A 13,412-nucleotide genomic window follows, 5' to 3' on the forward strand; every position below is an offset into this window, starting at 1 on the left:
TGGTTATAGAGCTAGTCAATAATATATCTGACAAGGACTTGTTATAAAACCGAGGATGAGCCCGGTTTTCAGCTGACCCCTGGCTACCAGGGATGAAGACGAGTTGCTCAGCTGACAACTAACTACTCACTTAAACATTTTGATAATAGCGTCATAGCGAGCAATCGTATCTCGTCTACTGCCTTCTTCTTATCGTAGGATCGGTAACCGGTGCACTCATCACAGCCCGTGCTCATGAGACGGGGTTTCTCCTCATCTCCTACGTGCTAAAAACGTGTTGCTAGCATTATTTCTATTACCGGTACTACAGATAGGGAATAATAACAAGGGCGATGAAGAGGATTGCACGTCGGCGATTCCTGATGAGCGCCCTCCACCGGCTCTGAGCCTAATTCTTGAAGCACGGCAACTGAAACACTTACTAAGGGGCATAATAGTATGCATCAGACGGAGGCTCTCAATGCACGCGGAAGATATTGTAAAAGAATTAGAGAATTGTCTAAGCTATAAGCAGGAAGACTCTCAAATAGTTATAACCAATAAGTGTGATAAGCAGTTAAACCTAAAGGCCATAGAAGTCGAGTACTTCGTATACATAGCGCGATCCGGTATGGAATCAACGGAGCGCGTTGAGCTCGGACACCTACGGAAACGCGTTACAGAGAGAATAACTATAGACCAAGCCCTAGCTCCAAAGTCGTCGCTAAGCATATACTTCGGCATTATTCGTAACCTTGAAGCAGTATATGCGATTGTAGAGATAGGTGGAAAAGAGTATCGAATAGAGGCTCAGAAGGAGGAATCACAGTAGCCTTTTTCCTGCTATAGTTTTTAGCTAAGAATGCTAGGTTGTTGTCTTGCTCTTAGCCGTTGCTATAGCCTCAACTATGCCCGCCCTTATCATCGACACAGCTATCGCTGCTAGTAGGATTGACATTATCTTAGAGAGTGCGAGTGCACCGTTCTCGCCTAGAAGTTCTAATAATTTCTCGCTATAGGCAAGCATTGCATAGGTTATGGCTGTGTTTACAGCTATGCTTATAATCGCGTACAGTATGCCGTAAATCGCCTTTATATATAGCACAGTGGCTATGGCTGCGGGGCCAGCTAGAAGAGGTGTAGCAAGCGGCACTATTGCTATCGCTTCAGCCTCTTCTGGATGGCGTATTCCTGTTGCCTCGGTCCAGCCGAAGATACCGGCAATTCCGTAGATTAGCAGTATTATTCCGCCAGCTATGCGGAAGTCTGCGAGGGATAAGCCGAAATAATATAGCAATAGGTCGCCCACAAGTGCAAAGATTAACAGTATTATTGTTGCAACCACGCAGCTGTCCTTAACTATTTTTTGGCGTTTTTCGTCAGAGAGCATTGATGTTAACCCATAGAATAGGGGGGCATTGCCTACGGGGTCTATGGCTATGAATAATATTGTTAGTGAATGAATCATGTACGTTAGATTAATGCTTGCGTTTAATGCGTTCGGCATACCTATTTAGCGCCTCCACGACCTTGTCTATGAGCTCCTTCCTGCAATCCTCTAAGCATTTCTCTTTGCAAATGTCATCGTCTTCTGGGCAGCCAGAGCTGTGCGCGCATTGTACTTGGCATCGCTTATCGTTAAGCAGGAGTGCATAAATCCTTTGCCTTCTATCAATCACAACCGTGTTGAGAAGAAAGGCAAGACCAGCTTCTCTGACAACGCTCATAACGTCCTCGTGTCTATCCAGCGAATCCTGGTAAACAAAGCCGCCAAAGTACTTCAGAGCATCAGCAATCCTTTGTGCAATTCTAGCCTTATCCTCCACCTACAGCACCTATTCTAGACCAGTAATGAATCAGTATAAAACCTTCTAAAGCAAAGCCTAAAGGGAGTAGAGGTTAAGCAGGGCGAGGAAATGTCGCTCGGCGTTTACCTGGTCTTCGCGGCACTCTTGGCAGGATTATTCCTAGTAGAGATAAAGGCGAGGGAAAACAGTGCTGAGAACAAGCACCTCATAATGGTGAACCACGGTGCGCTCCTCCTATTAATCATTTCCTTTGCAATCTACGTTGTTGTCTGCGGCATGTCCACTAATTAAACCTTGTTGAAAACAGTTATTGCTCCGGGTGTCCTCAGGCAAACGGAGAGGCGATGAGTATGGCACACTATCCTCGTATTCCAGTGGCTCACCTGGAGGGCCTAGTTGCAGTTGGCTTAGCCAAAAGGTATTGGTGGGAAAAATGCGATACTCCCGGCATGACCCGCTTCTTTGTTGAGACAAAGGATGGGAAAATATATGAGACCAAGTGCGTCGACGACAGAGGTGCGAGAAAGGTTATTACGTACCTATCGTTCATATCGCGTCATAACAAGGACCTTGTACTAGACATAGTGGTTGACAAGGAGGAAGTATTTGTCCCCGAAGAGGACGAGCAACAGCAATAGCGCGTTCAACGGGGTCCCATAGTGATAACTAGATCTTAGCACCACTTTTGTTCATAGCCGGTCCGGACGTAAACGCTAAGCTAATTAATACTATTCGGGCATACTCCTCAAACGCCTGGCGTTGGATAAGAGAGGTGGAGCAGTATGGGTAAGCGTATGAGGATGACGCTACCAAAGAAGGAGGAGGACCTTCAAAAAGTCGTAGAGGAAGTCCAGGAAACACACGACCATCACCACCATCACCATGAACATGTGGAGGGCCTTGACGAGATCCTCCACACAATAGACGTCTTAATGGACGTTATGAACACGAGGATAAGTGACCTAGAAGAGAAAGTAGAGTTTCTGAGGGACGAATTACTTGACCTCTACCGCTTATTTGGAGCAATAGTTGAAGCATTAGCGGCAGAGACGCCAGAAGCAAAGAAGACAGCTCTAAGCAAAGCCTATGAGATACTAAGCAAATCAGTAGGAAAAACGCTGGAAAAAGCCTAAGATAAAGGCTCAACAAATGTAGATGCCTCAGCAACCCCCACAGCTATAGCATCAACCGAGTCGCCGCCTCCTAAGACAATCCTAGCTTTTAGCCCTCTCACACGGAACCTGCCTCCCTCGAAGAGAGCAGGAACATAGAACCCATCAAAAACAACGATATAGCCTTCCTTCGTCTCAACGATTCCCGGAAAATCCCCAAGCCTTGCATCGTATGGCTCAACACTAACCCGCGTCTCAGTAACCTCGCTGGTAATAATCCATACTCTTCTCTCCTCCTCGGTTCTGCGCTGCGAGTCGAGAACAGAGATGCTAGCCTCGCGGCCGGCTAAGCGGAGCCTCGTCCACGGCCTCAAGACCCTCCTAGCAACCCCTAAGGGTATATGTCTACTAGAAGCCTCATGCAAAACATACTCCTCTGACAAGAACCTCTCGCCAACAGGAACGCGCTTCTCCTCCGCAGCTTCAACCAGCTCTATAAGGCGCTCATAGCACCAGGGAGAAGCAATATCAAACACGACATCTATGTCAGAGAACTCCATAAAACTCCCCATAAGAAGAGAACCCGTCGGTCTCAAGCACTCGATAACACCGGAGCCGACTAAGTCCCGGAGCTCAGATACTGCTTCAATCCATACCTCAAGGTAATCAAGACCCCGTATACGGTAAAACATATCAGCAAACAACTTGCCACTACAAACAATCACATTCCTCTCACAAGGCCCTACCGATATAAGCGGCACATCCCTACCATACTGAGCTACATATGACAAGAAACCGGATCTACGTGCAGCACGATAAACCTCGCCAGGTGCATAACTAGAAAGTAGCCGCTCAAGACTTTCTCCAAGAAACCTCCAAGGCCCCTGGCCGAAAACGTACTTAGGAACAACAAGATAGAATCCACCAATAACACGCCTAACGACAGCAGAAACACCACCATTGCTTATATTAATAACGATATCGCCCGGAAGCACAGTTGTTGTATTTAAAGCCGGTTTACACCAAGAAGGTATTCTCATCATTTTGGTCATCTCTTCCCTATACTCTAGTAGTACTCTCCCCTAGAAGCAAGTAGATTAAGATATAACAGAGAAGGAGCTTCCGACCAAGAAACACATCTTAATTGTTGCTGCATTTTTACAAAAAGATAGAAACAATTTTTAGATAAAAGAGGTTGGCGGGCCCGCGGGGATTTGAACCCCGGACCTCCGGCTCCGAAGGCCGGCGCCCTATCCTGGCTAGGCTACGGGCCCGCCTGGTTCCCGTGTTGTCTGTTAGATTGGTAAGGGTAGGGTGTTTTTACATTCTTTCGAGGGGTTTTATGCCAAGCACTTTGAGCGCGTTTGCTATCACGGTTTTAGCTGTGTATACCAGTGCTAGCTTGTAGTTCCTCTTGGCTGGGTCGGGCTCGTTTATTGCGCTGTCGCCGCTTGTGTACCACTTGTTAAAGGTGTCTGCTAGGTTGTTGAGATACGCTACTATTAGTTCTGGTTTGAGCTCGTCGGCTGCTTTTGCAAATATATATGGATAGTTGAGCAGTTGTAGTACGAGTTTTCTTCTCAAGGGGTTCTCGTTTGCTGCGTTGTAATCTATGTTGTTCCACTCTATGCTTATTGCTCTCTCCGCTGCTTTTGCGAGTATATTTGCTGCTCTGGCATGCGTATAGAGTATGTAGGGTGCGCTGTTCTGCTCGAAGTTGAGCGCTTCTTCGATGTTGAACGTCATTGGCTTCGTTGCTGAGACTGAGACTAGTGTGTAGCGTATTGCCGCTGTTCCTACTGCTTCTGCTATCTTTTGCTTCTCTTCTTCGGGTAGGTTGGGTGAGCGCTTCTCAACCTCTGCTCGTGCTCTCGCGACAGCCTGGTCTATGAGCTCGTCCAGTGTGACGTACTCGCCTCTCCTGCCGCTCATTCGGCGCCCCGGTAGGTGAACCATTTCATAGGCGTAGTGGTGCATGTTGAGGCCTTCACGTCGGTAGCCGAGTGCTACGAGTGCGAGCCTTATCTGGAGCTGGGGGAGCCTTTGCTCTGCCGCGATCACGTTGTACACTTTGTCTGCGTTGAATTCTCTGAACTTCTTTATGCTATACGCTATGTCTCTTGTAGTGTAGAGCGTTGTGCCATCGCTTCTCTGTAGGATAAGTGGTGGGACTTCATAGTTCTCTGGTACTCCTAGCGCCTGGCGTACGACGGGGTCGTCGAGGATTGGTTGGAGGTTTAGTGCTAGTGCTCCCTTATAGGTCGTTGCATAGGGGCTTTTGCGCGCCTCTTCAAGGATTCGGCCTACAAGGCTGCTCCATACTAGGTCGCTTTCCCAGTCCCACTGGTCAAAGCCAATGCCGAGCCTTGCGAGTGTCTCCCTAAAACCTTTTAGACACTCTTCTACAACGCCTCGCGTAAGCTTTACTATTTCCTCGTCTCTGCGAAACTCGTAGCTCTTCATTATCTCCGATATATCTTTGTCTGGATCCCTGCCCTTCACGGCCTCTGCGAGCTTCTCGAAAAGCTCTGGAGCCTTCTCTCTTAGCCTCGAGGCTGCTGCTACAAGCTCGTCGAGCTCCCTTAGCCTCTCCCTATACTTCTCTTCCTCACCCTGCTCTTTCAGCTGCTCGAGTTCTTTCTTCAGAGACTCTATATCTGCAAGGGTATGAGTAAGCGCATAGACAAGGCCTATCCAGTGATCAGGCTTAACATTCCCTGGTATAGATAAGCCGCCGAGAAGCTTAACCCCATAAACAAGCACTGCTACTTGGCGCCCCATATCATCGATATAGAACCTAGTTTGCACAACGTGTCCTCTCTCTCTAAGCATCCTTGCAAGTGTGTCTCCCAGTGCAGCATTACGTGCATGGCCTATGTGTAGAGGATGTACTGGGTTCGCACTCGTATGCTCAACGACTATTCTAAGAGGCTTATCTACCTTCAAGTGCCCAAAGCTCTCACCGTCCTCGAGCACCGCCCTGAAGAGCTCCTTCGAGATCACCGAAGCATCTAGAACTATGTTAACATAGCCCGCAACTTGTTTCACATCTGCAACGTGCTCTATCTTCCTCAGCCTCTCCGCAACACTTTGAGAAAATAGCTTGAAGTCCACGCCGTGCTTCTTAGCGAAGCGTGCCACAGGGATGCCGTAGTCCCCTAGCTCTGGCCGAGGTGACTCAGAAACAATGAACTCAACCTCTTTTTCCTCCACCGTGGTGCCCATTGCCCGCAGTGTCTCTGCAACAGCGCGTGCAAGGACACGATAAGGCGTAAGCTCATATATTCTTCGTGTCGCCTGCAAGGCCTCCAACACGCCCTTATAGCTAAAATACTTGACTAAGGGTACTGTTTTGTTTTATGCTAAAAACGCTATATTCCTTTTCCGCGCAGACTAGGCTCTAGCCTCGGTTTCCCGAAGCGCCTCAATAATTTTCTCTATGACTTGGTCAGCGGTCACACCGTGTATCCTAATCTTCTTTGTCCTCGAGCGCGCGCCGTAGACTATCTCTACCCTCGATGTCGGCACCTTCAGCAACCTGGCGAAGAACCTTACAAGGCTTGCATTCGCTCTCCCCTCTATTGGAGGCTCATCTGTGTAGAATACCAGCTCGCCGGTCTCCATTTTGAGCCCCGTGAATCTAGCCTCCGGCTTAACGTAGAGAGTTACATCGACGTAGTTCTCTCCTTCCTGAATTAGCTTTCTCAGTGCTTCCTCCATGCTAGTTCACCTCTACGAGAGAACGCCATCTTCACATCCATATAACCTTGTGGATGCTGTGGGCAAAAAGAGTATTCTAGGAGAAGCATACACTATGCTAGAAGGGGGGTGCCTAAGGCCTGCACAGATTCTATGAGATAGTTGATACCGGTACACCGATAAGCAAGGCCATAAGATTGTTTGCTACGCGCGGCATAGGCCATGCAGCAGTTGTTGATGAAAACAATATCCTCGTAGGTATACTATCCGTAAAGGATATTGCAAAGTATGTTGTAGAAGCCTTTGAGAATGCAGGAACAGTAGAGCAAGCAACCATGGAGGCAGTGCTTGACACGGCTGTGGCCGAGATATCGACAAAACCCCCTATCGTGATACGTGAGCCGGATCTATGCAAGGCAGCAGAGCTAATAGTGACTCGAAACATAGGATTCGTGCCCCTCGTGGACGATAATGGCAAGTTCCTAGGAGGCTACGCGGAGCTGGATACTGCCTTCGAGCTACTTGATTCAGAAAAGCCTGCAAGAAGATACGCAACAAATAATGTAGTCGTAGGAGAGCCTGAACAACCGCTCATAGAAGCGCTCGGATTCATGCTTGAGCAAGGCTTTAGACGAATGCCATTCAAGTACGACGAAGACTACTATATTTCAACAATGTCTTCGCTTCTGCGAGCAATAGTCCGAAAGCCGAGAGCAGAAACCCTTCTACGACCAGTGGCCGAGTACGCATCACCAGCAGCAGTACTCAACTATGACGAAGCCCGGGTCAGCGATGTGGCAGAAATAATCCTTGCTATTACTGAGAGAGCTGTCCTCTTACTCGAGGACCACGATCTTAAGGCAATTATGACCGAGAGGGACCTAGTCAGAGCATACATGGATGAAAAAGAATGCAGCCGAATGAAATACTAATGGCCCTATCATTGCTTTTCGCAGCACTAAGCTTAGTAACCGTACTTGCAAGAAGACTCATTTGCAGGGGACGCCGGATTGAACGAGCTCTTCGAAAAAAGACCTAAAAAGCTATGTATAAAAGATATCGAGAAGTTGTACATCGAGTATGATAAGCAAAGCGACACACTATATATCCACTTTGCTGACCCGGAGGAAGAAGCTGAAGAAGCCATGCTTATAGGCGATAACATAGTAGTAAGAATACGAGATGGGGAAATTCTAGGAATAACTGTTATGGAATTTATGAGGCATGTAGAGCAACAATAATCCTTAATGCTCCCATCTAGTGTGTCTGCATACTGGCTGAGAATCCGAGCCTCCTATAACGTTTATAACGTTTTAGAGGCAAGTCATACCAAAATGATTACCATGAAGAACTTGCTCAGCATTGGGTTGTATTATGTTAAGCAGCATTCTAGACAGAGACGGCCGATGAAGAGCCGTGTTTCATTGAGCCCTAGAATATGGGCTATGAGATTGCCGTGGCCGTCTCTGAGGCATCTTCCTCCGAGATGCTGCTTCTATCGGCATAGTGTACTCGATACTTCCTTGGGCGCAGCCTTGCAACTATGTAGTTGAATGCTTTCCATGGATCGCCTCTTTCGCCGCATGTATAGACGTCAACTGTTGCGTAACCGTAGTCCGGCCATGTGTGTATCGACACATGGCTCTCAAGGACAAGAGCTATGACAGAAACCCCGCCATGGTGGCCTTGGAACTTCCAGACCTTTAGATCAACTAGATGCATGTCTCCCGCCTTGGCGGCATCAACTACAAGCTTTCGCAGGAAATCCTCGTTCTCTAGGAGCTCGCGCTTAACCCCATATAGGTTGCCATACACGTGTCTGCCTATGATGAAATCCTCGTTGCCCTTTTCTGTACCATCGGCCTGCATCTTACTAACCAGCTGGGCCACTATTCTGCACCTCTTTGACTATGCAATTGTGCATCGAAGTTTGTACCGTTATACCTTATTGTACCGTTTAGGGAACCTCGCCATAAGGGAGTTTTTATAGATTTAGGTTAAATAAGTGTAGAGAAAACCGTATAGAAACAGAGATAATAAAACATTTGATTGTTTCTATCATAGCTGCTAGAAGGCATTGCCTAACACTTAAAGTTCTCAACTATCAAGTTTAGCCTCTCAGCCAGCGTACATACTTCGTCACGCGGAACAACTGCTATAGAGCCATCCTCTCCTCGGAGTACCACGAGGCCTTCCAGCTCTTCTGCTCGAACTCTGAGAGGTTGCTTTGGCCGTGCCAGTAGCAATATTTCCGGAAGCCGTGCCTTCTTCTTTTCGCCAGCCTTAGCCGGCATACATACATCGACCTAGTCTTGTATTATACAGAACTAGGATTAGTGAAAAAGCTTGGCCCTATTCAGAGTATAGCAATATTATTCAGCGGTAAGTTGCGGTGTGTCTCAGTTTGTTTGCGTCGTTGCTGAGGCTGCTGAGGCTGCCTTTGTCCTCTTTTTTCCGAACTTAATACCCCATTCAAGGCTTAGTGCTTCTCTTAGGACTCTTCTCCTACGTCTCTCTTCTAGTTCCTCTAGCACGCCAGGCATGTCAGGGGTTGCGTACCTTCCGCCTCGGAGTTCGACTATTTTGCCGGCTTGTCTTAGCTTTATCAATGCCCTTCTTAGCCTGTCCTCGCCCGCCGTACCACTGAATACTTCTCTGAGCTCTTTCCAAGTTACTGGCCGGCCCTTAGTTCTAATGTACTTGTAGACTAGGTCCATTAGCTCTTCGTCTGTTGGTGCCTTCATTACTACGAGTTCTTCGTCTTCGTATAGTACTTTGAGTTCTAGCTCGCTCATATGTCTCACCCATATAAGTTTTACTATGTGTGTTCTTGATAAGTATTACCGTTGAGGAAAAGCTATAGGCTTAGATTTTTGGGTAGCCTTTCTGAATAGTGTTATAAACGTGTGTAAAAATACCTTTTTGACGGAAATCTTATAAATCCACTAATCGAAGCAACTACTATTAACTATTACTGCTCCTTGAAGCCCAGACTTCGTACAACATGGAGAACCCGGGCGTCTATACGTGCAAGCACAGCGATTATTGCAGTACTAAGACCGGTAATGTACATGTGAATAGGAATATAGAGGGGGGCAAGGCTTGGCTCCTCGATATATGATTCAACAAGTCCAATAGTGCTCGCCATGCTGGTTGCAAGATTGGCTACAATATCGTTCTCCGTAGCCGTCCCGTCAAGCACACTATAGGTAAATGAGCGAAGGCTTTCAACGAACTCGACAAGGGCGGAAGCCATTTCAAAGCCAATTTGTGTTAATGAACAGGTTTTCTCGTTCTCTTTTCCACTGCAGCTCACAAAATCGTAGAAAATAAGCATGTTGATAACTTTTCCTAGTGAGCGGCACTGAAACCCCCTGCTCTCAATCATAGTATTTAGATCCGAGATACTAGTTGGGCCATGGACGAGTTGGCGCAGCACAAGTATTGCACAACGATATGTTGGCGCAAGTGACCTTAGTACACGTTTATCGGCCCTCATGAGCAATGTTTCAACGTACTCTTCAAGGTCTCTTCTGGTAGTATCCATGCTTAACTCTCCGTATAGCACCGAGTATCTGTACCATGTACTTGTGCGTTGCTATGCGGTCAGCGGCAGCAATATGTTTGCAACGCCATCGATAAGCCATGTAGTTAATAAAAATACATGATCGTTCAGTGGCGCCCAAATTCTTCATCGCTAATGGCTCGCAGGTGGACGGTTCATCATCTACGAGGAATCATTGAGCTCGTTTAGTATAAATGAGCGAGTATATCTAATAATCTCCACTATGTTTATGGCTGCAGGGCATTTAAGGACGCATGCTCCACATAGAGTACAAGTAAAGAGCGAGTCAAGAACGTTCTTCGTCTCTTCAATGCCTCCTTCGAGGACAAGCTTGGCCAGTGCTACTCTGCCCCTTGGCCCGTATCCCCTGTGGTCGCCATGGGGCTGGGTAGGGCAGACCGCCTCGCAAAAACCGCAATACATGCATTTCTCTGCTTCCTTGATTATAGCAGACGGGTCGCTGGTCATTGCTTATATCACCTTGCCGGGATTGAGTATATTCTTAGGATCAAATGCTTCCTTAATCTTTCGCATGATTTCAAGAGCCTTGATAGCATTATTGGCCTTGAGTTCCATTACGAGGCCCTCCTTCTTTAGCAAGCCTATTCCGTGTTCTGCGCTAATGGTTCCTCCAAGCCTTATTGCTAGTCTCATTAGCTCCGTAGCCCATTCGTGCACCCTTCTTACTTGAGCTTGATCAGAGGGGTCGAATCCTACCGCTGGGTGAAGGTTTCCATCACCTATATGGCCGCCCATTATGGTTTGGAGACCGTATTTTTCCTCAAGCATTCTTATCTCGTTTACCGCTTCTATAAGCCTGCTTGGAGGCACGGCTATATCTTCAATCAATACCTGGACCTTGTTCTTCCCGAGAATTTGGCGTGAAAGAGCTATTTGGACGGGAAAGAGGCTTTTACGAAGTGCTAGGAATCCCTTCTTCTCGGCTTCTTCGAGACTTGACGCAGTATATATATTTGAGGCACCATGTTCGCGCATAATGCTCGATATTTCTTCCTTTACTCTGCTAGCAGCTTCTCTCGCTGTATCAACCGTGACAAGAAGCATGTTCCCCTTAGCCTTTATAGGAGTGTTGATAAGCTCGGATGCCTTACTAACTGTTTTTGCATCGAGGAACTCCATGAGCAATGGCTGTATAGCTCTCTCCTTTATGTCTTGAACAGTATTGACAAGGTCTTCTAGATTATCAAAAAATGCTAGTACTGTTGGTGTTGCCTCTGGTAGGGGCGTTATGCGCAGATATGCCTCGGTAACTACGGCCAGTGTGCCCTCACTGCCAACGATAAGCCTTACAAGGTCGTACCCTTGTCTGCACTTGAGTGTACGGCACCCAATCCTCATTATAGTTCCTTTTTCATCGGGTAACACGATTTCTAAACCTAGAACCCAGTCACGCATAGTTCCATACTTGGCTCCACGCATGCCACCGGCTCCAGTGTTTATAGCGCCGCCGATTGTCGCGACAGACGAGCTTGCCGGGTCAACTGGAAACATGTGCCCGTGTTTTGCGAGAACGAGATTCAGTTCGTCAATTCTTAACCCTGGTTCGGCTCTAACGATGGAATCAACTATTCTAATCTCTTTTAGTGAACGCATCCGCTCTGTACTGAGCACTATTCCCTTGTTGATGGGGACGGCGGAGCCAGAGAGGCTAGTAGAGGAGCCGACAGGGAACACTTTGATATCGTGTTTATATGCGTAAGAGAGTAGAACCGAGACATCTTTGGCCGACTCTGGGAAAACAACTGCTAACGGTAACTCTTTCGAAGAAAGACCGCTAGCTTCTCGTATATATAACGAGACCACGGCAGAGTCATCGTAGACTTTTTCCTTGCCTAAGACATCCTTAAGTAATTGTGCAATGCCTCGCAATAGAGCTTCACACCTAGCAGCAAGTACGATACGATGAAATAACACGCTCTATTAGATAAGCAAGCCCGGGCTCAATGTAAAATTTTACCGTTACTTAATACAATAGCTTGTCTCACGGGCGAGTAGATGAAATGTGACATTAGGATCGAGGCAGTACTCTATATTAGTTGTGGAGGAGCAATAATTGGAGGTAAAGGCCTAGTTGAATCCCTTAAAGCCATAGAGGAGGCTGGAAGTATACGTGCAGCAGCAGAAAAGCTTGGAATAAATTATCGCAGACTCTGGACGCGCATAAAACATGCAGAGACCATACTCGGTGCCCGCTTAGTTGAAACGGATAGGAAAGGCTCAAAGCTTACACCCTTGGCGAGAAGGATAATCGCTGCATATGAACTCATGGAGCATATTCTTAAAAAGCATGGAATTGAATCTTTCAATATTACAGACGCCGAGTGCGAGGCCTAATTTTTAACATGTTGATTGTTTATGTTACTATACTAAGGTTGTTGATAATAAGCGGGATACTTGTTTAAACCTAGGAAGACATAAGCTAATGCATAGGGATGACCTGCTTGCATAGATTCATCTTATTCCTAAGCTTCGACCTAGATGTTGACTCTGCTGAAGCGCGTAAAGGGGCTGACCCCGTAGCGAGAAGCCGGGGGCGCTTTGCAGCTCGGCGTGGCTTGTTTAAGGTTCTTGATGTCCTTCGAAAGCATGGCATAAGGTCAACATTCTTTGTTCCAGGGTGGGTCGCGGAACAATACCCAGAGCTAGTGGCAAGAATTATTGACGAAGGCCATGAAGTAGCAGCGCATGGGTATATGCATGAGCGATTAGATGAACTATCGTGGGAAGAGGAGAGAAAGGTATTTGAAAGCATGGTCTCAGCGCTCCGAAAGGTAGTAGGGTCAAACCTCTATGGTTTTAGGGCGCCATACTGGAAGTGGAGCAGTCACACATTAGGCTTTATCACGAGCTATGGCTTTGTTTATGATAGTAGTTTGATGGACGATGAAGAGCCATACATAATTAGCAGGAATGGTATAAGGCTTGTCGAGCTCCCGGTTGATTGGAGACTCGATGACTGGCCTTATTTGGAGTACTATCGCTCGCTTACTCCTAGTCAGCTTCTTGACATGTGGCTTGAGGAGATAAGGTATGCTTCAGAGAATAACGGGTACCTTTCACTGACTATGCATCCTCAATGTATTGGGAGGGGTAGCAGGATACGCGTACTCGAGGAGGTAATTAGTGAGGCAAAGAAGCTAGGTGCATGGCTGCCCACAGGCTCCGAGCTAGCTAAGAATGTTCTACATAACCAGGAACGCGTTAAGGAGCATCTGGAGGGATAGTGAT

The 13,412-nt window shown here is 47.1% G+C and carries 19 protein-coding genes and 1 tRNA gene; 8 read left to right on the plus strand and 12 right to left on the minus strand.

Features of this window, described 5'->3' with window-relative positions:
* The first annotated feature begins 460 nt into the window (after window positions 1-460).
* Window positions 461-811: a hypothetical protein gene (locus SBG41_RS05035; RefSeq protein ID WP_317896459.1), complete on the plus strand. Its 351-nt coding sequence runs from the start codon at window positions 461-463 to the stop codon at window positions 809-811.
* Window positions 812-844: 33 nt separating this feature from the next.
* On the opposite strand, the gene SBG41_RS05040 is transcribed toward SBG41_RS05035, so the two are convergent.
* On the minus strand, window positions 845-1,486 hold the full coding sequence (locus SBG41_RS05040) for a MarC family protein (RefSeq protein ID WP_317896460.1): 642 nt from the start codon (window positions 1,484-1,486) through the stop codon (window positions 845-847).
* Complete coding sequence (locus SBG41_RS05045) at window positions 1,458-1,805, minus strand: hypothetical protein (RefSeq protein WP_317896461.1); 348 nt, start codon at window positions 1,803-1,805, stop codon at window positions 1,458-1,460. The genes SBG41_RS05040 and SBG41_RS05045 overlap by 29 nt, the downstream gene beginning before the upstream one ends.
* A gap of 90 nt (window positions 1,806-1,895) precedes the next feature.
* On the opposite strand from SBG41_RS05045, the gene SBG41_RS05050 reads away from it, so the two are divergent.
* From SBG41_RS05050 to SBG41_RS05060, 3 genes are all read left to right on the plus strand, one after another.
* Window positions 1,896-2,078, plus strand: a complete 183-nt coding sequence (locus tag SBG41_RS05050; RefSeq protein WP_317896462.1) for a hypothetical protein — start codon at window positions 1,896-1,898, stop codon at window positions 2,076-2,078.
* 59 nt (window positions 2,079-2,137) lie between these two features.
* Window positions 2,138-2,425 carry a hypothetical protein gene (locus SBG41_RS05055; protein ID WP_317896463.1) on the plus strand — a complete coding sequence of 96 codons (288 nt, stop codon included), beginning with the start codon at window positions 2,138-2,140 and terminating at the stop codon, window positions 2,423-2,425.
* A 144-nt stretch (window positions 2,426-2,569) separates the two neighbouring features.
* Complete coding sequence (locus tag SBG41_RS05060) at window positions 2,570-2,920, plus strand: hypothetical protein (RefSeq protein ID WP_317896464.1); 351 nt, start codon at window positions 2,570-2,572, stop codon at window positions 2,918-2,920.
* On the opposite strand, the gene SBG41_RS05065 is transcribed toward SBG41_RS05060, so the two are convergent.
* The 4 genes from SBG41_RS05065 to SBG41_RS05080 all read right to left on the minus strand — a co-directional run bounded on the left by SBG41_RS05065 (window position 2,917) and on the right by SBG41_RS05080 (window position 6,619).
* Window positions 2,917-3,942, minus strand: a complete 1,026-nt coding sequence (locus tag SBG41_RS05065; protein WP_317896465.1) for a hypothetical protein — start codon at window positions 3,940-3,942, stop codon at window positions 2,917-2,919. The two genes, SBG41_RS05060 and SBG41_RS05065, sit on opposite strands and share 4 nt — an antisense overlap.
* Before the next feature lie 153 nt (window positions 3,943-4,095).
* Window positions 4,096-4,173 (minus strand) — tRNA-Arg (locus SBG41_RS05070).
* A gap of 46 nt (window positions 4,174-4,219) precedes the next feature.
* Window positions 4,220-6,202, minus strand: a complete 1,983-nt coding sequence (locus SBG41_RS05075) for an arginine--tRNA ligase (RefSeq protein ID WP_317896466.1) — start codon at window positions 6,200-6,202, stop codon at window positions 4,220-4,222.
* Window positions 6,203-6,292: 90 nt separating this feature from the next.
* Entirely contained in the window at window positions 6,293-6,619 is a 327-nt protein-coding gene (locus SBG41_RS05080; RefSeq protein ID WP_317896467.1) for a DUF167 domain-containing protein, read from the minus strand.
* A gap of 137 nt (window positions 6,620-6,756) precedes the next feature.
* Here SBG41_RS05080 and SBG41_RS05085 point away from each other — a divergent pair, with 137 nt between their 5' ends.
* Both SBG41_RS05085 and SBG41_RS05090 read left to right on the plus strand, forming a co-directional pair.
* The gene (locus SBG41_RS05085) at window positions 6,757-7,530 is read left to right on the plus strand and encodes a CBS domain-containing protein (protein WP_317896498.1); all 774 of its coding nucleotides are present in this window, start codon (window positions 6,757-6,759) and stop codon (window positions 7,528-7,530) included.
* 78 nt (window positions 7,531-7,608) lie between these two features.
* Window positions 7,609-7,839, plus strand: coding sequence for a DUF2283 domain-containing protein (locus SBG41_RS05090; protein ID WP_317896468.1), 231 nt, complete (start codon window positions 7,609-7,611; stop codon window positions 7,837-7,839).
* Window positions 7,840-8,041: 202 nt separating this feature from the next.
* Here SBG41_RS05090 and speD read toward each other — a convergent pair whose 3' ends face one another.
* The 6 genes from speD to SBG41_RS05120 all read right to left on the minus strand — a co-directional run bounded on the left by speD (window position 8,042) and on the right by SBG41_RS05120 (window position 12,053).
* Window positions 8,042-8,467, minus strand: a complete 426-nt coding sequence (gene speD, locus SBG41_RS05095) for an adenosylmethionine decarboxylase (RefSeq protein WP_317896499.1) — start codon at window positions 8,465-8,467, stop codon at window positions 8,042-8,044.
* A 212-nt stretch (window positions 8,468-8,679) separates the two neighbouring features.
* A complete protein-coding gene (locus SBG41_RS05100; protein ID WP_317896469.1) occupies window positions 8,680-8,892 on the minus strand; it encodes a hypothetical protein in 213 nt (70 codons plus the stop codon).
* Window positions 8,893-8,997: 105 nt separating this feature from the next.
* Complete coding sequence (locus SBG41_RS05105; protein WP_317896470.1) at window positions 8,998-9,393, minus strand: hypothetical protein; 396 nt, start codon at window positions 9,391-9,393, stop codon at window positions 8,998-9,000.
* 176 nt (window positions 9,394-9,569) lie between these two features.
* The gene (locus tag SBG41_RS05110; protein ID WP_317896471.1) at window positions 9,570-10,145 is read right to left on the minus strand and encodes a hypothetical protein; all 576 of its coding nucleotides are present in this window, start codon (window positions 10,143-10,145) and stop codon (window positions 9,570-9,572) included.
* Between the two features lie 180 nt (window positions 10,146-10,325).
* The gene (locus tag SBG41_RS05115) at window positions 10,326-10,631 is read right to left on the minus strand and encodes a 4Fe-4S dicluster domain-containing protein (protein WP_317896472.1); all 306 of its coding nucleotides are present in this window, start codon (window positions 10,629-10,631) and stop codon (window positions 10,326-10,328) included.
* Window positions 10,632-10,634: 3 nt separating this feature from the next.
* Window positions 10,635-12,053, minus strand: a complete 1,419-nt coding sequence (locus SBG41_RS05120; RefSeq protein WP_317896473.1) for an FAD-binding oxidoreductase — start codon at window positions 12,051-12,053, stop codon at window positions 10,635-10,637.
* 126 nt (window positions 12,054-12,179) lie between these two features.
* Here SBG41_RS05120 and SBG41_RS05125 point away from each other — a divergent pair, with 126 nt between their 5' ends.
* The gene (locus SBG41_RS05125; protein ID WP_317896474.1) at window positions 12,180-12,518 is read left to right on the plus strand and encodes a winged helix-turn-helix domain-containing protein; all 339 of its coding nucleotides are present in this window, start codon (window positions 12,180-12,182) and stop codon (window positions 12,516-12,518) included.
* Between the two features lie 107 nt (window positions 12,519-12,625).
* A complete protein-coding gene (locus SBG41_RS05130; RefSeq protein WP_317896475.1) occupies window positions 12,626-13,408 on the plus strand; it encodes a polysaccharide deacetylase family protein in 783 nt (260 codons plus the stop codon).
* Window positions 13,409-13,412: the final 4 nt, after the last annotated feature.

Source organism: Pyrofollis japonicus, assembly GCF_033097485.1.
GTDB lineage: Archaea > Thermoproteota > Thermoprotei_A > Sulfolobales > Pyrodictiaceae > Pyrofollis > Pyrofollis japonicus.

What these genes read in the sequence shown, in the direction of transcription:
- SBG41_RS05050 (WP_317896462.1), top strand. Translation starts at nt 1,896, where the DNA reads ATGTCGCTCGGCGTTTACCTGGTCTTCGCGGCACTCTTGGCAGGATTA.
- SBG41_RS05080 (WP_317896467.1), bottom strand. Translation starts at nt 6,619, where the DNA reads ATGGAGGAAGCACTGAGAAAGCTAATTCAGGAAGGAGAGAACTACGTC.
- SBG41_RS05065 (WP_317896465.1), bottom strand. Translation starts at nt 3,942, where the DNA reads ATGATGAGAATACCTTCTTGGTGTAAACCGGCTTTAAATACAACAACT.
- SBG41_RS05100 (WP_317896469.1), bottom strand. Translation starts at nt 8,892, where the DNA reads ATGCCGGCTAAGGCTGGCGAAAAGAAGAAGGCACGGCTTCCGGAAATA.
- SBG41_RS05115 (WP_317896472.1), bottom strand. Translation starts at nt 10,631, where the DNA reads ATGACCAGCGACCCGTCTGCTATAATCAAGGAAGCAGAGAAATGCATG.
- SBG41_RS05110 (WP_317896471.1), bottom strand. Translation starts at nt 10,145, where the DNA reads ATGGATACTACCAGAAGAGACCTTGAAGAGTACGTTGAAACATTGCTC.
- speD (WP_317896499.1), bottom strand. Translation starts at nt 8,467, where the DNA reads ATGCAGGCCGATGGTACAGAAAAGGGCAACGAGGATTTCATCATAGGC.
- SBG41_RS05035 (WP_317896459.1), top strand. Translation starts at nt 461, where the DNA reads ATGCACGCGGAAGATATTGTAAAAGAATTAGAGAATTGTCTAAGCTAT.
- SBG41_RS05055 (WP_317896463.1), top strand. Translation starts at nt 2,138, where the DNA reads ATGGCACACTATCCTCGTATTCCAGTGGCTCACCTGGAGGGCCTAGTT.
- SBG41_RS05060 (WP_317896464.1), top strand. Translation starts at nt 2,570, where the DNA reads ATGGGTAAGCGTATGAGGATGACGCTACCAAAGAAGGAGGAGGACCTT.
- SBG41_RS05105 (WP_317896470.1), bottom strand. Translation starts at nt 9,393, where the DNA reads ATGAGCGAGCTAGAACTCAAAGTACTATACGAAGACGAAGAACTCGTA.
- SBG41_RS05040 (WP_317896460.1), bottom strand. Translation starts at nt 1,486, where the DNA reads ATGCCGAACGCATTAAACGCAAGCATTAATCTAACGTACATGATTCAT.
- SBG41_RS05125 (WP_317896474.1), top strand. Translation starts at nt 12,180, where the DNA reads ATGAAATGTGACATTAGGATCGAGGCAGTACTCTATATTAGTTGTGGA.